Raw genomic sequence first — 22718 nt, forward strand, 5'->3', positions numbered from 1 at the left:
GCCTCAGAGTAATTTTGTCATATTGAGCCTCATTGGAAACAAAATGGAAACCGGTTTCCATGCAAACAGAATAGATATGAGAGCGCGCTCAAATATTTAACCACTGAAAGATATGCAGTTGTGAAAGACGTCACAAAAAGCTAAGCACTGGGAGCTGTTTTATTGGATACTCCTTGGTAACAACGGTTTCCGTTATGATGATCGCGGTATAGAATAGATGCAGTAAGACTGGAACCAAGGAAATAGGGAACTGACCAGGCCCTCTGGCCATTGATCAGATAAAGTGGAGTGAAGTTATGTCGACTATTAATGATGTATCGCGGTTAGCCAACGTATCTAAAGCTACAGTGTCCCGGGTGTTAAGCGGTACACGCGGCGTCAAGGAAGAGAGCCGTCTGGCGGTGATGAAGGCCGTTGAGACTCTGAATTATAAACCGAATGTCATCGCCCAGTTTCTGACTGCACAGTCAACCGGGTGTGTCGGTGTGATTTGCGCTACTGAACACATTCAGCAAACAACCAGTTATCTGTTTGCCTTGGAAAAACAGTTTAGCCAGCATCAAAAGCATTTATTACTGCGTTTTGCCGACAATAGCATCGGGGTAGCAAATGCTGTCGCTGAGCTCGCCAATGGTTTGTGTGATGCCATTATCATCATCGGCGCACGCTTTGCGCTGCCATCTCATGATGAAAATATCATCATGATTGATTGTCTTGAGTCCTCTACCCCTAACAGTATTTTATTCGACCACTCATTCGCAGCAGAAACTGCCTGTCACTATTTGGTCAGTCAGGGCCGCCGACATATTGCGCTGTTAAATCATGCCTCTGGCACGGTGGCGGAACAGACGCTACTGGGTTATCAACGGGCGTTGGAGAATTACCTGATTCCCTATAACCGCAGTTTAGTGATGGGTAACGTTCACTCCTCTTCAGAGGCGTTGCAGACACTATTGAATAACGGTGCACAATTTAATGCGCTGTTGGTAATGGATGAAATCGAAGCGCAAAAGGCCATCTCGCTATTGCATGTCTTCAAGCATACCGTTCCTGATAAAGTGATGGTTTTCAGCCTGGATGGTTCAGTGCAATTACCCGGTATCCCAGCAGTGCCAGCAATCGAGTATTCATTAGAAACATTGGCGAGAAAGGTGGTCGACTTAATTGATGCCCGCGCGGGTAAACATGTAAATCCGCAGGTTTTCCGGGGTAATTTGGTTGTTCCACATGGATTAATTGAGTAACGCTAGCCCTTTAGGTGGTAGATAATGCATAGCATTCAGACCGAATATGAAACTATCCGCGCATCTCTCAGTAATAGCGCGCAGGTCATCACCCTGCTGCATATTGGTCGTGATGCAAGCACGGTAATTATTGACCCGACTGGTGCTCAATGGCCACTTACCGTGGGTGATACCCATACAGCTCAGCGCTATTTCCGCCACAATCCGCCAACGGCTGATGAGATGGAAACCGCCATTATGGTGGTTGAAGATGAAGTTATCCGTATTAGCCCTGCGCTGAATAAAACCTCGCAATTAGTCACCACCGATAGCGAGATAGCCGAGATAGCTCTGCTCGCGGGTTTGCCTTTACAGAGCGAAATGCACTTATCACTTGAGGCGGTAGAGCGGGTGTTTGACAGGCTGGCGGCGGTAATGATGGGTAGACCCGCAGCCTCTGAAGGGATACCGGCAGATAATGTGTTTGCCGCACGCCTGCTGATCCTGCGTGAGTTTATGCATCACTTGCAGTTCGCGGCGATTACGATATTGAAGTTGTAAAACGAGCATCAGTCATCAGCGCCGCCACAAGGCGCACTGTCGATGAGATTATAGCTGATGGGATTTAAAGCGGGTTGAACACTGACAGTGGCTGTTTTCGCAGCACACTGCCAGGTTCTTTTTAGCGTTTTCTTCTATCAATACAGCATGTTATTTGCGGGCTTTAGGATCCAGATTATCCGCAGGCAATTCACCCGGTAAGTAATCAGGCAAGCGGCCTGCTGGGAAGATAGCCAGCAGTGATAGCAACGCCATAATCAGTAAGCCAAATTTCAGCGCTCGTAAACGCGCCTCTTCATTGACTCGCACCGCTTCGGCAACTTGTTCCGGTGTCGCCGTCGTCTGAGCTAACACACCTTGTAGGCGGTCATTGCTGACGAAGTTGATGCTGTCCATATTGATCTGAGCCTGAATTTCTGGCGTCAGAATTGGCGTTTCAGCCACACCACGCAGCACGTTAGCACTGAGCAAACCGACCAACAAAGCACCGGCAACCGCAGTACCGATAGCATTTGCCAGGTTGTTAGTCGTACCACGCAACGAACCAACATCGCCTGCCAACTCTTTCGGTGATGCACTGACTAATACGTTAAACAGTAAGGTCACCAATGCGCCCTGTGCCAGACCGAATACCACCAGACCGAACAGTACCGCGAACTCACTCCAGTTATTGCGCACCACGAATGCCAACCACAACAGGGCTATGGTACAGGTGATAAAACCATAACGGCCAATTTTGCGTGGTGTCAATTTCTTGTAGAAACGAACTATCAGCATCGCGGAGAAGAACACTGACAAGTTAAATGGCATCATGGCAATCGCTGTGGCCATCGGGGTACTGCCCTGCACTATCTGGATATACAACGGCACTGAGAAGTTCAACATCGCTTCCAGTGCGACCACAGCAAACATAGCGAATACTGCCGCTTTTTCCGTAGATGAGGTAATCACTTCCAGTGCCAGTAACGGTGTTTTACCTTGTTCCTGACGGCGACGGGTCCAAACCACAAACGCCTGACCCAGCACAATACCCAATACAATCATGAAGGGCGCGGGTGAGAAGCCTAACAAATCAAAGGGCGCACCATCACGCACCAGACCGAAGCCCCAGCGGTTCAGGTTATTAAAACCAAACGACAGCAGAATAATCGCCGATGCCGCCAGTACCACCCCAAACACATCGATGCCCACTTCAGGACGACCGTTATCAGATTTCAATCGGAAACTCAGCACAAAGATCACGGCCGATAACACAATCAAAATACCGAACGCTGGACGCCAGCCGATATAGGTACCCAGGACACCACCAATCAGAAACGCCGCGACACCCGCACCGGCTCGAGCTGAGCCTAAAGCACCGAGCGCCGTCGCCTGTTGTGTACCACGGTAGTTTTCAGCAATCAAAGCGACCAGAGCTGGCACCAAAGCCGCCCCCGCCAAGCCACTTAATGCTTGCGCACTGATCATTACAGTAACATTCGGGCTGAATGTCATCATGACCTGCGCGATACCAAACAGCAGTACTGTGCTGCGAAATACCACCAGCGGCCCAAAACGTTGGTTGAGTTTGGCGCCCAACATCACGAAGCCCGCAACAGATAATGAGTACATAACAATCGCGGTGGCGATCGTGGTGGGTGGCACATTAAAACTTTTTACCATCCCACCCAATGCGACCGGTAGGGAAGCAACGTTGAATGACATCAGAATCTGGGCTAATGCGATGGTTATCATCGGCACCCAGGATTCTTTAACTTCCGCGCCAGCGCGGTGAGTTGATTGATTCGCCATAAATTCTCTGTCCTTTTGACATGTATTCTTGTTTTCGAGCCCTTTGGCTTGCGAGATAATTTCGTCTACCAAGTACTCTCGTTCTTAAATCAACCTTGCACACGAAACAATATGACTGTCAGCGCAATGCTCAGATCGTGTAACTCAACTCTTTTCGGTGTAAGGCTCAGAAACAAACATGTCCATCCCAAGACTACGTGATAAGAACCGGGCAGCCAGTTGCCCTTTAACGCTGTTACCCGCACTGTCGAGTAGCGGTGCAAACGTCCCTAACCCCCCCTTTCCAGGTGACACCGTCACAATTCCACCACCAATACCGCTTTTGCCCGGCAGACCAATGTCATAAAGCCAGTCACCAGACGTTTCGTACAACCCTGCTGTTACCATTACCGCTAATGCGTAATGGCATACATCGTTGTCCACCACCCGCTCGCGAGTCAGTGGGTTAACCCCACCATCAGCCAGTGTCGCGCCCATCACCGCAAGATCTTTGGCGCTGACATTCAGCGAACATTGGCGGGTATATAAGTCGGTAGCAATAAGAGGATCGCACCCCAGACGGCCATAACCATGCAGCACATTAGCGATACCACGGTTGCGGAAGTTGGTTTCACAAGCAGATTGATACACTTCTTCGTTTAGTGTCAGCTTGCGTCCGGCAAAACGGCACAATCCGTCATAGATAAATTTCCACTGCTCATCACTGGTTGATCCAGGTACCAGACTGGTGGTGGCAATCGCACCGGAGTTCACCATCGGGTTAGTGCGGCCATCTGGCGTGCGTTCAATCGCAGTAACGGAGTTAAATGCCATACCGGTGCTGTTCACGCCCAGTTTTTCACGTGCAACTTTGGCTCCGATAGCCTGACAAACCAGCGCAAACACAAAGGGTTTGGAGACACTCATGATGGTAAACTCAACATCTACATCACCGGCAGAATGCACTTTACCGTTGGTGCCAACCATGCAGACGCCAAACAGATTCGGCGAAACGCGTTCCAATGCAGGATAAACGCTAGAAACTACACCTTCGGTATCTGCACCAAAACGTTTATGAGCTTCTTGCACCAATTTAACCACAGTGTCTGGGTCAGGTAGATGCCCGGTGGATACGTAGTCGATAATTCCATTTTTGCTATCATCTGTAGGCATATTCGCTATCTCCCGTTTACCTTTTGTTTATTTTTCTGTCTTTTTTTTGCCTCTACCACTTATTTTAGGCGACAGTAATACTTTCACATTTTAATTTATATAAAATGGTAATAATGAATCCTGGCTTCTTTCACCTTTGGTTTTATCAATTAATCATGAAATTCTTAAGCTAAGATAGCTTAGGTTTAGAAAGCTGTATATCAGTTGTTTTCAATAAGATTGATTATTTTTGGTCAGACGAGAGAACAACGATACTATTGCAGTATCATGACATTAGCGATATGTGATAGGCGTAACGACGTAGGAATGATTTAATTAGCGGTAGTAGATTAGTAGGTAAGCTGACATTAAATTAGCATAATAGTGAGTGATTACTGGCAAAGTGTTGGGGAATAATCGCCACAGGGAAAGTGAATGTAATAAGAATCCGCCTGGCCTGTGGACTCTTATTATTAGTTTATTCCTATCGACTGCTGTTCTTTATACCAAGACCCATGCCAACCATACCAAAGCAAATCCGGTTAGCCCCATCAGCGTCGTCAATACTGTCCAGGTTTTTAATCCATCAGCGACGGAAAGCCCCAGATAACGTGTTACCACCCAAAATCCAGCATCATTAACATGGGATAACCCCAAGCCACCAAAACACGCCGAAAGGGTCACCAATACTAACTGCATGCTATCAAGCCCGGTAACCGCTTGGGTCAGCAAACCACTGGTAGTCAGGATTGCCACGGTAGCCGAGCCTTGAGAAGCACGTAATGCCAGCGAGAGCAGAAAAGCCGCGGGAATTAAAGGCAAGTGGATAGCTTCCAGTGAAACCGCCAATGCTTTGCCAACACCAGACTCAACCAGAACCTTACCAAAAGCGCCACCAGCGCCAGCAACCATAATGACCGCCGCCGACGTTGGAATAGCATCCCCCATAATCTGTTCTATTTTGTCCTTGCCCCAGCCACGGCGAATACCCAACAGATAGGTTGCTAACCCCAGAGCAATTAACAATGCAATGGCGGGCGTACCGATAAGCACGATAACCTCCCGCAGCAAGCTCTCTTCAGGCAACTCGGTAGCAGCCAACGAACCTAGCATGATCAAGGCGATGGGAATAATGATAAGTGAAGCAATTAAACCCGCCCCCGGGATTCGGTCACGAATATCCTTCGCCGGTTCAGCAGCAATCCCGGTTTCAGGTTTTGCCAACTGCAACTGCTCCAAAACGTCAATTGAAAGCGCATAGTTACGCCGATTCATACTCTTCGCGACCCAATACCCTATCAGCCCGACTGGAATAGAGATAAGGATGCCAATCATCATTAGCCGCCCCATATCCGCACCCAATAGCCCAGCCGCCGCCGCTGCTCCCGGATGAGTTGGCAAGGCCACATGTACTGTTAGCATGACCCCGGCCATAGGTAGGCCAAATTTAATGGGTGATACTTTAGCAACTTTAGCGAAACCATAAATAAGCGGGATAACAATGATAAAGCCAACTTCAAAAAATACCGGGATCCCCAAAATAAAGGCAGTCAGGGTTAATGCCATGACCGTGCGCTTGATCCCCAATGAGCCAGTAAATCGTTGAGCCAGAGATTCCGCACCACCGGAGGCTTCAATCAGCCCTCCCAGCATTGACCCAAGCACAATAATTATGGTTATCGAACCAAGCAATCCGCCCATACCGGACATAATCACTTTCATGATATTACTGACCGGAATACCTGTTGCTATTGCAACCAACAGACTGACAACCAATAACGCAACAAAGGGATGGACCTTGGCTTTAATGACTAATATTAATAAAAGTAAAACGCTGGCAACAGCAATAGTCAGCAGTAGGGAGGTAGACATTATTTAAACCTCGATAACAAAAAATATTACATAGGTTGTTTGTTATGTGCTTATTGGCACTTTTCTATTAATCTTATTCTGAGCCACACCCGCCTAATGCGAGTAACGAAGAAATAGCGCGCGGCCGCCAAACGACATCACGATGTTTTCTCGACTCTGTAATTATTATTTCTGTGATTCAAACAACCCGGTGAAGTGTTCGATGACAGCAGCTATGATTGGTAAGGTTTTATCCAGCCTAAGCCTGCCATCGTATTAGCCCGTGGTTGATACTCGCAACCAATCCAGCCGCTATAGTTAATACTATCGAGTAGATCGAATAAGTACGGGTAGTTAATCTCCCCTTCATCTGGCTCATGACGATTCGGTACCGAGGCAATTTGAATATGGCCATAGCGCCCAGCTAAAGAGGTAATTAACTGACTGAGGTTGCCATCCACTATTTGCGCATGGAAGAGATCCAATTGGGTAAATACATTAGGGCGGTCAATAACATTAGCCAGTTCCAAGGTTTGATACTGACTGGAAAAAAGATAATTAGGTTTTATTTTCGGGTTTAACGCCTCAATCATTACCTTAATATTATGTTCGGCAAAGCGGTCAGCCGCATAGCGAATATTTTCAACAAATGTCTGCTGATAAACTGCACGATCAGCCCCCACCGGCACCACACCGGCCATCACATGGACTGACGGGCACCCCAGCACTAATGCATATTCCAACGCCAAATCTATATCGCGGCGCGCCTCTTGCTCCCGGCCAGGTAGTGCCGTCAGCCCCCATTCACCGCTACTGGTATTTCCAGGTGCGGTATTAAACAGCACTTGCTGCAAACTGTTTTCTGCCAGTGTCTGTGCAAGAAGTGCCGCCGGATAGTCGTAAGGGAATAGAAATTCCACCGCACTGAAACCGGCATCTTTGGCCGCCTTAAAGCGATCCAGGAAAGGAACCTCGGTAAACATCATTGATAAATTAGCCGCAAACTTAGGCATCTTTAACTCCTTAACTCTGCAATTTCGTCATCAGTCAAATAGCGAATAGGTCGGTCACCCAGCGTAAATATCAGACGAGCGGTTTCCTCTAGCTCCTCCATATTATCAGCGGCTTCCCGTAGGCTTTTACCCACCACAACCGGGCCATGATTTGCCAGCAGGAAAGCACGATAATGGGGTGCCAGCTTTGCCAACTCTTCACCCAACCGTGTGTCACCTGGACGATAATATGGCACCACTGGGACATCGCCGACCCGCATCACCACATAAGGTGTAAAGGGCTTGATGGCATTACGGCTATCCAGCCCTTGTAAGCAGGAAAGCGCTGTCAGATAGAGGCAATGGAGGTGAACAACCACTTCACACGCAGGGTTATTAAGATAGATTGCGCGATGAAAACTGACCTCTTTTGACGGTTTATCACCTGAGATCCATTCACCTTCCAAACTGACTTTTGATAACCGTTCCGCATGCAGTTCACCCAGACAGGAACCTGTTGGTGTGGCCAATAATGTGCCATCAGCCAGTTTCATTGACAGATTTCCCGCAGAGCCAGTGGCGTAGCCCCGTTGGAAAAAGGACGCGCCTAACTTAACCATCTCTTCCCGCGCTTGCTGCTCATTCATACTGCGAACTCCGTTTGTGCTCTGGCAAAAAAGTTTTCGTCACCAAAATTACCTGACTTCAACGCCAGTGAAACCGGATGATCTGTGGATTTTACCCAAGGTACTCCCGGTGAGATTGCCGGGCCGATATGGAAAGCTTGAATACCCAGTGACTGCGCAACAATCCCTGAGGTTTCGCCACCAGCCACGATAAAACGCTGGAAGCCAAGTTGTTGTAAACGGTGTGCAATGGTACCGAACAGCCGCTCTACCGCCTCACTACTGGCAGCCGCCCCCCACTGCTGCTGAATTTTTTGTAACACCTCGGGTTCAGCGGTGGCATACAGTAACGGTGCCAACGGACCGCCCGCATTTTCCATTACCCACGCGCATAACTCTTCAGCATAAGATTCAGGTTCATTTAGGCAACGGGCGATATCTACCGATTGACTAGGCGCTTGTTGTGCATAACGAGCCACTTGACGGTTGGTCATCGCCGAGCATGACCCCGACAGCACCACACACAGTTTGCCTTGTGGTGCACCAGCAGATGTGGCTTGCGGCTGATGGGACTCATCACCAGCCCATTGCCGTGCCAGACCGATGGCCAAGCCGGATCCCCCGGTCACCAGTACCATGTCGCGTACTGCTTCACCCTGCGTGAGCAAGTGACTCTCGTTTAAACTATCCAGCACCACATAACGTATGCCCTCTTCCTTTAGGTGAGCGAGCTGTGATCTCACCGCCTGAACCCCTTGGTCCATCACTGTACTGTTGATTAATCCACTGCGACCGCGCGCTTGTGCGTCCATCAGCCGCAAGAGATTGCTGTCTGTCATCGGCGTCACTGGGTGATTACGCATTCCCGACTCCGCCAGCAGTTGCCCCATCACAAACAGGTAGCCCTGATATACCGTCCTTCCATTCACCGGTAGCGCCGGAGAGATGATGGTTTGTTGCTGACCCAGTGCATCCAGTAATGCATCAGTGACCGGGCCAATATTGCCTTGCGCGGTGCTGTCGAAGGTTGAGCAGTATTTGAAGTAGAATTGTTGGCAGCCCTGCGCTTGTAACCATGCCAGGGCCGCCAGTGAGTCCGCCACCGCAGTTGCCGTTGGGCAAGATCGTGATTTCAGGCTGACCACTGCCGCATCGGCATTCACATGATAATCGGCATCAGGCACACCATTGATTTGCACCGTCGACATGCCATTTTCCACCAGAAAACTGGCGATATCGGTCGCACCAGTAAAATCATCCGCAATTACACCGAGTCGCATCAGATATTCTCCTGTTTTTCCGGCAAGGTAATACCACTGAAAATCTTGATTACCGCGCTGTCATCCTGCTGACCAAAACCGGCGTTACTGGCTGAAGTAAACATGTTGAAGGCAGTTGATGCCAATGGCAGAGGAAAGTGCAGCGCTTTGGCGGTATCGGTCACCAGCCCTAAATCTTTTACAAAAATATCTACCGCCGATTTGGGCGAATAATCACCATCTACGACATGGCGCATACGGTTTTCAAACATCCACGAGTTACCCGCAGCATGGGTGACAACTTCATACATCGTATCCAACGGGATCCCCGCGCGCGCGGCCAGAGCCATCGCTTCGGCACCGGCAGCAATATGGACCCCGGCTAACAACTGGTGGATAATTTTCACGGTTGCGCCCAGGCCAATTTCATCACCGATGCGATAAACCTGCCCGGCTACCGCGTCTAATACTGGCTGTAACTTTTCGAAAGCAGCACGACTACCGGAGGCCATTACCGTCATTTCACCCGCAGCAGCTTTAACTGCGCCGCCCGATACTGGCGCATCCAACATAATGAGGTTATGTGCCAACAGCCCTTGCTCGATCAATTTGGCATCCTGGGCTGAGATAGTTGACGACACCATAACGGCAGTGCCGGGCCTTAATTTGGCCGCCAACCCCTGCTCGCCCAATAGAATCTGTTTTACTTGGGCAGCATTCACCACCAGCACCACAACGGCATCCAATTTTTTGGCAAAATCATCCGCGCTGACTTGGGCACTTATCGCGCCATTTTTTCGTAAGGTTTCCAGTGCCAGCGGATTAAGATCAACGCCGTAGGTCTGTAGCCCGGCTTTAATACAAGACTGTGCGGCCCCCATTCCCATAGAGCCTAGCCCGATAACGCATACTGATAGTGTTTCTGCGTGAGTCATATTCTCTCCGTGTTAATTTTGGTGATAATTTGATTTCTTATGTTAAGCATAGCCGGAGGTAAGGGCTGTTATCGTGAGTGAAATCACAATAATTAACACCAAAAATCATTAAATCACATCATTTCACATTTACCCATTCAGTAGCTCACCCCTGCATTCAGCAGCAAAATTAATCGATTAGCTATTTTTACCGCCTTTTTTTACCCGTAACATCACCCATTTCACCGCGGTGCGTAACATTTACGTTAAAAAATGAGAAAGAAATTTTCACTCTTGACGTATAATCACATTAATTACCATCCTATAGCCCGCAAGTGGGTGAATTTGGCGAGGAGTTAACGTGATACCGGTTGAACGTCACCAACAGATACTGGCACTGGTTGCCGAACGTGGAGTGGTTAGCATTGCTGAACTGACTGATCGTTTAGGCGTATCACACATGACTATTCGCCGTGACGTGCAGAAGCTGGAAGAGCAAGGCGCAGTGCTATCAGTGTCAGGTGGGGTGCGTTCCACCGAGCGGCTGGCCGCAGAACCCTCGCATCTGGATAAGACACTGATGTATAGCAGCCAGAAAAATGCCATTGGCATGTCAGCCGCACTGCATATTCCACGTAATAGCTGTATTTATCTTGATGCGGGAACAACGACACTGGCATTGGCGCGCCAATTGGAAGCCAGAGATGATTTATTGGTGGTGACTAATGACTTTGTGATCGCCAACTTTCTGATTGAATCCTGCCAATGCAGAATGATTCACTCCGGCGGCACACTGTGTCGTGAAAACCGCTCATGTGTCGGTGAGGCAGCAGCCCGCGCCCTACGAAACTTGTCCATTGATATCGCTTTTATTTCCGCGTCCTGCTGGGGATTGCGGGGTATCTCTACGCCAGACGAAGATAAGGTGGTGGTCAAACGGGCAGTCTGTGAAGTCAGCAGTAAGCGCGTGCTACTGGCTGATGCGTCAAAATACGGCAAAATAGCCACCTATCTGGCATTACCATTAACTGATTTTGATGTGGTTATCACTGATAGCAGTTTATCGGCAGCGGCCCATGACGAGTTGGCCGATAAAGAGATTGAATTGATCATCGCCTCCGTCCCGCGCTTGGCAAATTGATGATAAAACCGCTTGTAGCGGTTCCTTGCGCGGCAAATGGGACAACCGCCTGACAGCATTCAGTTTGAATAATTATATAAATCGTTATGTAGTTAAAGTAATTCTAAGTCTTAGCATCCTAATAAATAAACGGCGTAAACTATAGGGTAATTGAGTTTACCCGTTTATTTAGCTTACCGCTGATTCACCCACCCCTATTACCTCAATCTAGCGGTCGATGCATCACACTGGTCAGTGTCTCTGGAGCATGACATGAACAACGCAACAACGGCAGCAAAGCAAAAAGTGCCGTTACGGCTCAGCACCACGATTACCTTGATGGTTTCTGGGGTCATTGTCTCGGTGCTGTTGGTGGTTCACACTCTGTTCTTTATTCAGCTCAGTCAAATGGCACAGGATAGTTTGCAAGACAAGGCCGTTGCCGTAGCACGTACATTATCGTTCTCGCCCACGATTATTAACGGATTGAGTGACCCGGCTGCCGGACGGCAGATTCAGGCTTATGCCAGTGAAGTTCAGAAAGCCAATGGTCTGTTGTTCATCGTGGTTACCGATATGAAAGGCATCCGTTATTCACACCCTAATCCTGAAATGATCGGTCAACACTTTATCGGTAATGATCTGCAACCTGCGCTTGAGGGGAAAGAGAACAGTGCGATAAACCGTGGCGTCCTTGAGCAAGCATTACGTATTTTTATTCCGGTCTATGAGCCGCACGGCAAACAGTTAGGGGTGGTCGCCATTGGTATCTCACTGACCAGTATCGATTCGGTAGTGAGCGAAACTCGCTGGACCATTCCCTGGACCATATTATTCGGAGCTTTGATTGGCTCCTTGGGCACCTGGTTTTTAGTCAAAGCGCTTAAACGAATTATGCTAGGTTTCGAGCCGTATGAAATATCTAATTTATTCGAACAGCGTAACGCCATGTTGCAATCCATTAAGGAAGGCGTCATTGCGGTTGATGCCAACTCACGCATTACCGTCGTTAACCATGAAGCAAAGCGCTTATTTAAACAAAGTGGGCCGATGGAGAACTTATTATTAAGTAATGCCAGCAAATATTGGCCGGTGCGCTTGTACTTACAGCAAGTATTGGAAACGGGCATCGCTCGCCGTGATGAAGAGATAAACTTTAATGGCAGCATATTACTGACCAACACCGTGCCGGTAATAGTAAAAGGCGATATTATCGGTGCTATTGCCACCTTCCGCGATAAAACTGAAGTGAGCCAACTGATGCAACGCTTGACCGGTATGGTGCACTATGCCGACGCGTTACGGGCGCAGTCACATGAATTTATGAATAAACTTCATGTCATTTTGGGTCTGTTGCATATGAAGTATTATCAGCAACTTGAAGATTACATCGTTAAAACCTCCAATAATTATCAGGCAGAAATTGGATCGCTGTTGCGTAAAGTAAAATCGCCGGTGATAGCCGGTTTCCTGTTGGGGAAAATTAACCGTGCGCGCGATTTGGGGATAACCCTATCCATCAGTGACGAAAGCCTGCTCCCCGATACCGATAATGAGCAAGTGACCACCACTTTGATTACGGTGTTGGGTAATCTAATCGAGAATGCCATGGACGCCATTGGTAGCCTGAGTCAACGGGAGATCAATGTCAGCTTCCACTATCAAAATGGCCGGCTACATTGTGTTGTCAGCGATGATGGGCCGGGTATCGCATCAGAATTGCAAAGCCGTATTTTTGATAATGGTTTTTCCACTAAAGGAAATGAGCACGGTATCGGTTTGAGCCTGGTGCGTCAGAGTTTAGAGAGTATTGGTGGCAATATAGAATTTGATTCTGAAGCGGGCGTTTTTACCCAGTTCTTTATCAGCCTTCCTTACGACATCACACCGAATGACATTCCTTCAAACAACATCAGCGCGGTAAATCATGATTAATGTATTGATAGTAGATGATGATGCAATGGTAGCTGAGCTGAACAAGTGCTATCTGAGCCAAGTGGCAGGCTTTAACTGCTGCGGTACAGTGTCCAGTTTACAGCAAGCCAGAGAGCATTTGATGACAACAGAACACCCCATTGACCTGGTGTTATTAGATGTTTTTATGCGCCAAGACAATGGCTTGGATTTGCTGCCAGTGTTGCGTGAATTCAGCGAACATACTGACGTGATTGTTATTTCATCTGCCACCGATGTGAATACCATTAAGAAAGCGCTGCAATACGGTGTAGTGGACTATTTAATTAAACCCTTCCAGTTTTCGCGTTTCGAAGAGGCACTCTCCACTTACCGGGAAAAACAGAGTTTGCTGGGGCAACGTGAATATTGTGCTCAGGAAGATGTCGACTCATTACTGCGGCGTAGCAATGCGACGCCAACTGAGCGCAAGAAGCTACCCAAGGGGCTGACAGCACAAACACTGCGCACGGTGTGTGAATGGATTCAGGAAATGCAGGATGGGGAATTTTCAACCGAACAAATGGCGAACGCCATTGGTATTTCACGGGTTTCTTGTCGCAAATATTTGATTTACCTTTCTGATACCGACGTTTTAAGCACTAAGGTACTTTACGGTGCGACCGGTCGGCCAGTTTATCTCTACAAGTTGCTACCCAGCCAGCAAGAAGTCTTAAAGCAGTATTGCCAGTAATGAGCCGCACTGCCTCGAAGCTGTTTTTATCAACCAGCACGCACAGAAACTGTCCTGATAAAAAACCAGCGGCATTTGCTCAGGGATGCCGCTGATGACCTCAGTCTTATCGGGCAGTTATTTACATAATCCAACCCAACAGTAACGTAGCCCCAATGACGGTGGACGCACCGCCGATACGGGTTGCTATCTGGGCAAATGGCATCAGTGACATTCGGTTCGAGGCAGAGAGAATAGCAACATCACCGGTGCCACCTAGCCCGCTGTGGCAACTGGTGACGATCGACGCTTCAACCGGATACATATTCAGATAGGGTGCGATAATAAAACTGACCGCGGCCATCGACAACACCACCGCACCACACACCACCACATAACCGACAGAGAATACGGCGACGACACTTTCCAGTGGAACATACAGCATCCCCAATCCAATCATCAGCGGCCATACCAGTGTGGTGGAGACGAATTTATACCAACTGTGCGCACCTTGTTCCATTTTCGACGGAATAACCTGCGCATATTTACACATCACCGCAATCAAAATCATTAGCACCGGGCCGGGAATGTGGACAATCTTTTCAAATAAGCCCCCGACAATAAAGAAAGCACAGGTCATTAATAACCCACCGCCCATCAGTTGGAAATCGGCTTGCTTTGGCCCTTCCTGGGCGGTAAATACCGCATTATCTTGTGCCGAGCGAATTAACATCCCCTCGCCATTGAGATCCTTGCGACGCAGACCAATACGAGCCAGCACCCCGGCACAAATAATAGCGAAAATATTCCCCACCACCGCAGCCGGTGCCAGTTGGGCCACATACACATCAGGAGCCTGACCAAGGATAGCCGAGTAAGCCAACGACAATGGCAAGATGCCCTCACCAATACCGCCACCGATGATAGGTACAATAATAAAGAAGAAGGTGTGATAAAGAGTAAAACCAAATAATTTACCCACCAGCAACCCCGTAACCACCGCCGTAATGGTTCCCACCACTAGCGGGACAAACATCCGGGTCATTCCCTGAATAAGCACCACGCGGTTCATCCCAAGAATACTGCCGACCACCAGACTGGCGATAACAAAATAGAGTAAGTTCGCCTCTTTCATCAGCAAGTGGACAGTATCCAAGGTGTTGGTTTGGAAAATACCAAAATAAACCAAAACCGAGGGTACCATTAAACACAAAATTGCTGGCCCACCGATATCTTTCAACACCGGTATGTGGCGGCCGATATGTGATAAAACAAAACCCATCGTCATGATTACAGCCAGCCCGCCAATCATATTTTTGGGTAAATAACTGGCATAAGCCGAAATGAATACAATAGCTGAAATAGTCATAAATAATGCCATTGGCATAGTATTTATGTTCATCTGATTTAAGTGTGTAATAACTCTCTTGATTGCAGATTTCCCCGACATGTCAATCTGTTCGACGGGGGTAAGCACGACATCCTGATTTATTTTTTTCATTTTAGACCTACTATTGGGTAGCACCTAAGGAACGGGAGGTAACGGATCTAATGCTTTAGCCGGTTATAGTGATTTGATATTTTTTGACTGATGTATCTCAATGAGGCATCGACCAACCTGGCACTTAAAAATTATTATTGATGTTAAAAACAACAACAAAAAATTCAAATGTGAATATAGAATGGCAAACTACCACTCTATTTAAAATAAAAGAACAGTTAAGGTGCAACGATGTATTGTATTTGCGAGGCTATCGTCAAGTTTATTTTAATTAACTTAACTTGGTGTTTTGTAATTAAATAATCTGAAGGATGTGAGATTTGTCTGTTATACTTTTTTGTCGCTGACAGACAAACCTATACTGAAATACCACCTGTTGTTATTTGGTGCTACTCTTCATCTATTGACGAGCCTGCAATACGAACTAAATGAATGATTAAGTACAACATTTCGTCATTTGAGAGAGTAATACTGAGCAGGTTTTTGATGTATTCACCGATTAACATACTGCAACGGTACTCACCAGGGTACTCGCGGATCATTTGTTCAAAAATAAAGTCATCTTTGGTTTCTATCTGGTTACGTTCAATCATTCGCTGGATAAAAAATTGCATATGCGTCAAAAAGCGTTGGTAATTTAGCGAGTCTTGATCAATTACGACATTAAAATGGTATTTGATAATATTAAATATGTCTTTCAACATCTTAACTGAGAGCAGTGTACTTTCCATACTCTGAATATCAGTTTGACCATTAACCAAGTGGAAAGCTATATTTCCCGCTTCCTCTTCAGGTAACTGAATATTGAGTTTCTCATTTAAATATTTAACTGCTTGTTGCGCAATGGAAAATTCATGCGGATAAAATCTTTTTACTTCGTATAACAATCTATTTTGGATTGAAATCCCTTTGTGAAAACGTTCGATGGCAAAGGTAATATGGTCCGTTAGAGTAAAAAATAGCTGTTCACTAAGCTTTCCCTTCAGGCTGGCATTGGCGTCACTCATAATATTCTGCACCAAAGATATATACTCTTCTGGCGTATTTTCGATCAACCTAACATATTCTCTACTGGTTTGAGTGTTTTGTACCACATAGACTTTTTCTATTTTCCCAGCATCAATCGCATCACCAATTTTGCTATTAAATCCAATACCTTTCCCCATAACAATAACTTCATTATTGTTGGCATCGACAGATAAGACCAGGCTGTTATTCAATACTTTAATGACATCCATTTTTCTAGCCACCCCTGTCTTTGCGCCGCAATGACTTTATATCATGATTAGCCCGGTCTACCGGGCTGTCTAGTATGCCAACTGTTCATGTGCCATGGGCGGTTCTCTGCCGCCCAGAATATCAAACTACGGTCAAAGATACTGACCATTTGAGGCAATGACTTGTTGATACCAGGTAAAACTGGCTTTTTTTATACGCCTTAGGTCGAGTAAATCATGTTCAGTCCGATTGACATAAATAAAGCCATAGCGCTTACCATAGCCCTGATGCGTGCTGACAACATCAATAACAGACCACGGGCAGTATCCCATTAGCTCTACGCCATCGCTGATAGCCAACTGCATTTGCTCTATATGTTTACGCAGAAAATCAATACGATAGTCATCGTTAACCTGATCGTCGCTTTGCAGCGAATCCGGTGCGCCAATACCATTTTCGCTAATCAGGATGGGCAGATGGTAGCGCTCATACGTCTTACGTAACGTGAGACGTAAACCAATGGGGTCGACCACCCAGCCATAGCGGGTTTTATCCACAAACGGATTTTCTGCTGCGCGATACACGCCCGGTTCACCCAACATGATCTGCTGATCTCCGGCACGGGCCGTGATATCTGAGGCATCGCCCCGGCTGGCAGCAATAGTCGCCGTCGAATAATAGTTAATCGCGACAAAATCTGGCCGCCCTTGTGACAGGATTTCACTGTCGCCACTTTCCACCGTGGGCGCTAATCCACGATCCTGCAAATAACGCCACGCCAACGCATTGTAACGACCATACACCGCCACATCGAGAAAACTCCAGCAGCGTAATGTTTCCCAGTTATGGGCTGCGATAGCATCTTGTGGTGCACAGGTTTCCTGATACATCGATGTGGTATTTATCGCCGGACCAATTTTACCTTCCGGGCACATTTGATGACACAACGCCATCACCTGCGCCTGTGCCAACATCATATGGTGACTCTGCTGATATAAGGATTTTTTATCCGGTAATTGACCATTGGGCGGAGTACCAATTGCCCCAGGATGGAGGATCATGGTGTTCTGCTCATTAATCGTCAGCCAATATTTTACTTTGCTACCAAAATGGCTAAAGAGCACTTTGGCGTATTCAACAAAGGCATCAATCGTGGCGCGATGCCCCCAACCACCCTGCTGCTCCAGACAATAGGGCAAATCAAAATGGTAAAGTGTGACAACTGGCTCTATGCCGTAATGATTAAGTTCATCAATCAAATTCTGATAAAACGCGATCCCCGCAGGATTAACCGCCCCCGAACCATCAGGGATAATGCGGGTCCAGGCGACAGAAAATCGGTATGCCTTTAAGCCTAATTCGGCAAATAACTTAACGTCTTCTTTATAGTGATGGTAGTGGTCACTGGCGATTTTAAAATCTGCCGTCCCTGCTGGATGCTGGCACATATCAATGATCGATGGACTTTTACCGTCTTCATCCCAAGCACCTTCAACCTGATAGGCAGAGGTGGAACCGCCCCAGAGAAATCCTGCTGGGAAGTTCTGTAATTGTTGATAAATCATAACCGCCCCCTAACCACGTGCACCCAGAGTAATAATCGGCTCACCAAACTGAGTTGGCCCGCAAGCTACACTGCTAACCTGCGAATACGCATCACTGTTTACAATCAATACCGGTGTGACGATATCGTAGCCTGCCTGAGTAATGGCGGTGATATCAAAACTCACCAGTAGGTCGCCCACCATGACACGATCCCCCACTTGCAGCGTCGAACTGAAGTGCTGACCATTTAAGTTGACGGTATCAATACCGATATGAATCAAAACCTCAGCCCCGTCGTCTGATTTAATTCCGACGGCATGTTTACTGGGTAAGAACGTCATAATTTCACCTGTTACTGGGGCGCGCATTTCACCCACATCAGGGATAATAGCCACCCCCTGCCCCAACAATCCCAGAGAAAACACATCATCGTTAACCTGGCCTAATGGGATTAATTTTCCGCTTAATGGACTACTTATGACTGCTGCCTGAGCCGCTGTCCCCGTAGTTCTCGCCACAGAGGCAGACAAGGGAACGTTATCACTTTCATCAACTTGCGATTGTTCATCTACCGGGTCTTCAAAGCCCAATACCCAGGTCAGGGCGAAAGTGACCACAATAGCAATAACGCAGGTTATTAATGCGTGCACAATGTTCATTGGGTTTTCGCCAATAAACGCCGGTAATGCAGCAAGCCCTGGTGATACAAAGGCGTAACGCACCACACCACTTAACCCCGCATAAACACCAGCGCAGCCCCCGCCGATCATTGCCGCCACCAGCGGGCGTTTCAGCTTCAGGGTCACACCATATAATGACGGCTCGGTTATCCCCAAAAGTGCAGTGAAGCCTGCTGAAGATGCCAGTTGTTTCAAGTTCTTATTCTTTGTTTTGAAGGCGACACAGAGTGTCGCCGCCCCCTGAGCAATATTGGATGCCAACATACCGGGGCCATTGATCATCTCATAGCCTTGCTTAGTCAATTGCATGGTTGCAATCGGGGTCATGGCCCACGCCGTGCCCGTAATAACCAAGAAGGGTTGCAGCGCCCCCATTAACATGGGAATAAGCCAACTGGCTTTCGTGTTTATAATGGCAGCACCACTGCCCACCATATCATTAAGAAAGATACCAAATGGCCCGATCATGACTAATGCCAAAGGAGCAGTAATCAATAATATAATCATTGGCTTGGTAAAAAATTTAATCATCGAGGGCGAAATTCGCTCGGCAAAGCGCTCGACATAAGACATCAACCAAACGGTAAAGATAATCGGTAATACCGAACCGGCATAATCAGCCAATCTAACCTGAATACCGATAAAACTAACCGCGTCACCTTTTACCAACATTTGTGCCAAATTAGGGTGTAACAGTGCCCCGGCAATCGTCATTGCCAAAATAGGATTACATTCAAACTTAATCGCGGCACCATATGCCAGCAGAACCGGCAGGAAAAAGAATGCCGCATCCGCAATGGTATCGAGCAACTGATAAGTGGTACTGCTAGCTGTAATCACACCGGTGAGTTTCAAAATTGCCAGCAACGCCTTAATCATCCCGGCTCCGGTAATAGCCGGAATGACAGGGGTAAAGGTGGTAGAAATCACACTGATTATCTGGCTGAAAATACCATTTTTGGTTTTATTTTTATTGCCCTGCTTCTCTGCTGTTGGCACACTGCCAATCTCTTTCAATATCGTCCGATAGGTTTGCTGCACGTTGTTGCCGACAACTATTTGAAACTGGCCTCCTCGCTCGACCACACTGATCACACCCTCCAGTTTTTCAATCTGTTTAGCATCAACTTTAGTGTCATCGTTAAACTCAAAACGCAAGCGGGTGGCGCAATGTGTTAACTTACTGACATTACGCTTCCCCCCGATCAACGCTAAGATCTTCAATCCTAACTGCTGGTAATCCATCGCTATTCCCCTGAATTTATCACTTAAAAAAAACAAAAAAAAAGACCAAAACAAAAATGCACCCGCGGACGGGGGACACTTTTATTTTGGTCTTGCCTGCTTTACCAGTAACACGCCTCAATAAAATTATGGCAATAAATATAACTATTGCGTTATTAGTATCATCATTGAAGGTGAGAAAATGCAATATCATTCTCGGAAAACTGTGTGTTAGATCTCATATTGCATCTTACGCAGTACGCTTTATGCACAGCACTAAGTCGAGGCTATTCGAATAAGAGTTTCTGCAACTTACCTATTAGATTGAGTCACGTTAATACAACAATCTAATTGCTTGATAAATATCATCGTAAATATTAACTGCGCTACACAAAAATAAATTATAAATTTTAAAATTAACACTTAGAAAAACAATATATTATTTTTATCTATAATAAGATAAATTGCAATTTTATGTGAAGCAATAATCTTAATAAATACACTCAATCTAAGAAAGGTTTATCGTTGAATAATATACAGCCAATCTATAACTCCGATCCAAAAAAATTCTACTTTCATAAATGTAACAATGAGTTAAGAAATACTGATATTTCGCCCTATAAGCATAAGTAATACATTACCATAAAAACATTTTTCCTGTATATAATTTAACCTTTCATTTGCAATTACTGATTCCGGTAATAGAACAAAAAAAATAATTTATAAGTGAATATTTTTTTTGCCTCATCACGATAGAAACGATAGCATGCCCTCCCAGAATCCAGTGGCAGCAATAGAAACCATAATAATCGAAGGCGCTAAGACGCTATTTATGCATTAACCTTTAGCAATCAGTTGCTGTAATACATTCACGATGATTGCACGACAGACAGGAAAATAGGGAAAGCTATGATGTCAGGAAAACACACTGCAAAGACCCATCACGCCGCCAAAAAACGCTGGCTAGACTCTCATGATACTGGCTACCACAAAAGTATGGGCCGACGTCATATCCAGATGATCGCTATCGGTGGCTCTATTGGTACGGGGTTATTTTTAGGCACCGGCGCCCGCTTGCAAATGGCTGGCCCCGCACTGGCCTTGGTGTATCTGGTGTGTGGGATTTTCTCGTTTTTTATTCTTAGAGCGCTCGGTGAATTAGTTATGCACCGCCCAACCAGTGGCAGCTTTGTTTCTTATGCCCGCGAATTCCTCGGTGAGAAAGCATCCTATGTTGCCGGATGGATGTATTTCCTTAATTGGGCCATGACCGGGATTGTCGATATCACTGCGGTGGCCCTTTATATGCACTATTGGGGGACGTTCTCTGATGTTCCGCAGTGGTTATTTGCACTGGGTGCGCTCTCAATTGTTGCCACCATGAATATGATTGGCGTTAAATGGTTTGCTGAAATGGAATTTTGGTTTGCACTGATCAAAGTCGCAGCCATTGCTATCTTTCTGGTCGTGGGTGTGATCTTTCTCGGCACAGGGCAAAGTGTTGCCGGGCATCCCACCGGTATACACCTGATAACCGATAATGGCGGATTGTTCCCCCACGGGTTGTTACCCGCGTTGATATTGGTTCAAGGGGTGATATTCGCCTTTGCCGGTATTGAATTAATTGGTACGGCGGCCGGTGAATGTAAAGACCCGGAAAATATGCTGCCAAAGGCAATTAATAGTGTGATTTGGCGGATTGGCCTATTCTACGTCGGTTCTGTGGTGCTACTGGTGTGTCTGCTGCCATGGAATGCCTATCAGGCCGGCCAAAGCCCTTTTGTCACCTTCTTTAGTAACTTAGGCGTCCCCTATATCGGGACCATCATGAATATCGTGGTACTTTCTGCCGCACTTTCCAGTTTGAACTCTGGCCTTTACTCGACAGGTCGTATTCTGCGCTCATTATCCATGGGTGGCTCAGCACCTAAATTCATGTCCAAAATGAGCCCACAATCTGTTCCCTACGCCGGCATATTGGTTACCGTGGGTATTTATGTCTTCGGCGTGCTACTTAACTATCTGGTACCATCACAGGTATTTGAAATCGTTCTTAATATTGCCTCTTTAGGTATTATCAGCTCATGGGCATTCATCATTATCTGTCAGATGAAATTACGTCAGGCAATAAAGCAGGGAACAGCAAAACCCGTATCCTTTAAAATGCCCGGTGCGCCGGTCACATCCTGGCTGACGCTGTTTTTCCTGGCAGGTGTTTTAGTGATGATGGCTTTCGACTATCCGAATGGAACCTGGACTATCGCCACATTGCCGGTAGTGGCCATGTTATTGGTTGCCGGTTGGTTTAGTTTACGTAAGCGCGCCACTGAGGTAGCTGCCGCACCGGTAGATACAATGCCCAAACAGCGCCCGCGGGAAGATATAAACGCTTCAGAAGTGGCTCTGGCTAAGTTACGCGAACAAAACTCCACCGGTTAAAGCCCATCGTTAGCCCG

17 protein-coding genes are annotated in these 22718 nt (G+C 46.9%); 6 read left to right on the forward strand and 11 right to left on the reverse strand.

Translation table 11 applies throughout. The features are described 5' to 3' along the window. Nucleotides 1-296 precede the first annotated feature (296 nt). Both A6J66_007085 and A6J66_007090 read left to right on the forward strand, forming a co-directional pair. Nucleotides 297-1244, forward strand: a complete 948-nt coding sequence (locus tag A6J66_007085; GenBank protein ID PNM23987.1) for a LacI family transcriptional regulator — start codon at nt 297-299, stop codon at nt 1242-1244. A 24-nt stretch (nt 1245-1268) separates the two neighbouring features. Beyond that, a complete protein-coding gene (locus tag A6J66_007090; protein ID PNM23988.1) occupies nt 1269-1784 on the forward strand; it encodes a hypothetical protein in 516 nt (171 codons plus the stop codon). Between the two features lie 150 nt (nt 1785-1934). On the opposite strand, the gene A6J66_007095 is transcribed toward A6J66_007090, so the two are convergent. The 7 genes from A6J66_007095 to A6J66_007125 form a co-directional block, all read right to left on the reverse strand. Further along, entirely contained in the window at nt 1935-3575 is a 1641-nt protein-coding gene (locus A6J66_007095; GenBank protein ID PNM23989.1) for an MFS transporter, read from the reverse strand. A gap of 144 nt (nt 3576-3719) precedes the next feature. Next, the gene (locus tag A6J66_007100; GenBank protein ID PNM23990.1) at nt 3720-4727 is read right to left on the reverse strand and encodes a glutaminase; all 1008 of its coding nucleotides are present in this window, start codon (nt 4725-4727) and stop codon (nt 3720-3722) included. A 480-nt stretch (nt 4728-5207) separates the two neighbouring features. After that, complete coding sequence (locus A6J66_007105; GenBank protein ID PNM23991.1) at nt 5208-6578, reverse strand: GntP family transporter; 1371 nt, start codon at nt 6576-6578, stop codon at nt 5208-5210. 212 nt (nt 6579-6790) lie between these two features. Next, nucleotides 6791-7570: a hydroxypyruvate isomerase gene (locus A6J66_007110; protein ID PNM23992.1), complete on the reverse strand. Its 780-nt coding sequence runs from the start codon at nt 7568-7570 to the stop codon at nt 6791-6793. A gap of 2 nt (nt 7571-7572) precedes the next feature. Further along, the gene (locus A6J66_007115; GenBank protein PNM23993.1) at nt 7573-8196 is read right to left on the reverse strand and encodes an aldolase; all 624 of its coding nucleotides are present in this window, start codon (nt 8194-8196) and stop codon (nt 7573-7575) included. Further along, nucleotides 8193-9455: a four-carbon acid sugar kinase family protein gene (locus A6J66_007120; GenBank protein PNM23994.1), complete on the reverse strand. Its 1263-nt coding sequence runs from the start codon at nt 9453-9455 to the stop codon at nt 8193-8195. Before A6J66_007120 ends, A6J66_007115 begins: the two co-directional genes overlap by 4 nt. After that, nucleotides 9455-10369, reverse strand: a complete 915-nt coding sequence (locus A6J66_007125; protein PNM23995.1) for an NAD(P)-dependent oxidoreductase — start codon at nt 10367-10369, stop codon at nt 9455-9457. Before A6J66_007125 ends, A6J66_007120 begins: the two co-directional genes overlap by 1 nt. 340 nt (nt 10370-10709) lie before the next feature. On the opposite strand from A6J66_007125, the gene A6J66_007130 reads away from it, so the two are divergent. From A6J66_007130 to A6J66_007140, 3 genes are all read left to right on the forward strand, one after another. Then, the gene (locus A6J66_007130; GenBank protein ID PNM23996.1) at nt 10710-11489 is read left to right on the forward strand and encodes a DeoR/GlpR transcriptional regulator; all 780 of its coding nucleotides are present in this window, start codon (nt 10710-10712) and stop codon (nt 11487-11489) included. Nucleotides 11490-11741: 252 nt separating this feature from the next. After that, complete coding sequence (locus A6J66_007135; protein ID PNM23997.1) at nt 11742-13403, forward strand: two-component system sensor histidine kinase DcuS; 1662 nt, start codon at nt 11742-11744, stop codon at nt 13401-13403. Next, complete coding sequence (locus tag A6J66_007140; protein ID PNM23998.1) at nt 13396-14115, forward strand: two-component system response regulator DcuR; 720 nt, start codon at nt 13396-13398, stop codon at nt 14113-14115. The genes A6J66_007135 and A6J66_007140 overlap by 8 nt, the downstream gene beginning before the upstream one ends. A gap of 121 nt (nt 14116-14236) precedes the next feature. On the opposite strand, the gene A6J66_007145 is transcribed toward A6J66_007140, so the two are convergent. The 4 genes from A6J66_007145 to A6J66_007160 form a co-directional block, all read right to left on the reverse strand. Further along, nucleotides 14237-15595 (reverse strand): malate permease, encoded by a 1359-nt coding sequence (locus A6J66_007145; protein ID PNM23999.1) that lies wholly within the window; start codon nt 15593-15595, stop codon nt 14237-14239. Between the two features lie 389 nt (nt 15596-15984). Next, nucleotides 15985-16833: a PRD domain-containing protein gene (locus A6J66_007150; GenBank protein ID PNM24000.1), complete on the reverse strand. Its 849-nt coding sequence runs from the start codon at nt 16831-16833 to the stop codon at nt 15985-15987. A gap of 132 nt (nt 16834-16965) precedes the next feature. Continuing rightward, nucleotides 16966-18378 (reverse strand): glycoside hydrolase family 1 protein, encoded by a 1413-nt coding sequence (locus A6J66_007155; protein ID PNM24001.1) that lies wholly within the window; start codon nt 18376-18378, stop codon nt 16966-16968. A 9-nt stretch (nt 18379-18387) separates the two neighbouring features. Further along, nucleotides 18388-20283 (reverse strand): PTS beta-glucoside transporter subunit EIIBCA, encoded by a 1896-nt coding sequence (locus A6J66_007160; protein ID PNM24002.1) that lies wholly within the window; start codon nt 20281-20283, stop codon nt 18388-18390. An 891-nt stretch (nt 20284-21174) separates the two neighbouring features. Between A6J66_007160 and A6J66_007165 the strand changes: the two genes are divergently transcribed. Next, complete coding sequence (locus A6J66_007165; GenBank protein ID PNM26919.1) at nt 21175-22701, forward strand: L-asparagine permease; 1527 nt, start codon at nt 21175-21177, stop codon at nt 22699-22701. Nucleotides 22702-22718: the final 17 nt, after the last annotated feature.

The organism is Yersinia enterocolitica (genome assembly GCA_002082245.2).
Lineage (GTDB): Bacteria > Pseudomonadota > Gammaproteobacteria > Enterobacterales > Enterobacteriaceae > Yersinia > Yersinia enterocolitica_E.

Bases quoted from the DNA above. Each gene is read 5' to 3' on its own strand.
- A6J66_007085 (PNM23987.1), top strand. From the start codon at position 297: ATGTCGACTATTAATGATGTATCGCGGTTAGCCAACGTATCTAAAGCT.
- A6J66_007090 (PNM23988.1), top strand. From the start codon at position 1,269: ATGCATAGCATTCAGACCGAATATGAAACTATCCGCGCATCTCTCAGT.
- A6J66_007095 (PNM23989.1), bottom strand. From the start codon at position 3,575: ATGGCGAATCAATCAACTCACCGCGCTGGCGCGGAAGTTAAAGAATCC.
- A6J66_007100 (PNM23990.1), bottom strand. From the start codon at position 4,727: ATGCCTACAGATGATAGCAAAAATGGAATTATCGACTACGTATCCACC.
- A6J66_007105 (PNM23991.1), bottom strand. From the start codon at position 6,578: ATGTCTACCTCCCTACTGCTGACTATTGCTGTTGCCAGCGTTTTACTT.
- A6J66_007110 (PNM23992.1), bottom strand. From the start codon at position 7,570: ATGCCTAAGTTTGCGGCTAATTTATCAATGATGTTTACCGAGGTTCCT.
- A6J66_007115 (PNM23993.1), bottom strand. From the start codon at position 8,196: ATGAATGAGCAGCAAGCGCGGGAAGAGATGGTTAAGTTAGGCGCGTCC.
- A6J66_007120 (PNM23994.1), bottom strand. From the start codon at position 9,455: ATGCGACTCGGTGTAATTGCGGATGATTTTACTGGTGCGACCGATATC.
- A6J66_007125 (PNM23995.1), bottom strand. From the start codon at position 10,369: ATGACTCACGCAGAAACACTATCAGTATGCGTTATCGGGCTAGGCTCT.
- A6J66_007135 (PNM23997.1), top strand. From the start codon at position 11,742: ATGAACAACGCAACAACGGCAGCAAAGCAAAAAGTGCCGTTACGGCTC.
- A6J66_007140 (PNM23998.1), top strand. From the start codon at position 13,396: ATGATTAATGTATTGATAGTAGATGATGATGCAATGGTAGCTGAGCTG.
- A6J66_007145 (PNM23999.1), bottom strand. From the start codon at position 15,595: ATGAAAAAAATAAATCAGGATGTCGTGCTTACCCCCGTCGAACAGATT.
- A6J66_007150 (PNM24000.1), bottom strand. From the start codon at position 16,833: ATGGATGTCATTAAAGTATTGAATAACAGCCTGGTCTTATCTGTCGAT.
- A6J66_007155 (PNM24001.1), bottom strand. From the start codon at position 18,378: ATGATTTATCAACAATTACAGAACTTCCCAGCAGGATTTCTCTGGGGC.
- A6J66_007160 (PNM24002.1), bottom strand. From the start codon at position 20,283: ATGGATTACCAGCAGTTAGGATTGAAGATCTTAGCGTTGATCGGGGGG.
- A6J66_007165 (PNM26919.1), top strand. From the start codon at position 21,175: ATGTCAGGAAAACACACTGCAAAGACCCATCACGCCGCCAAAAAACGC.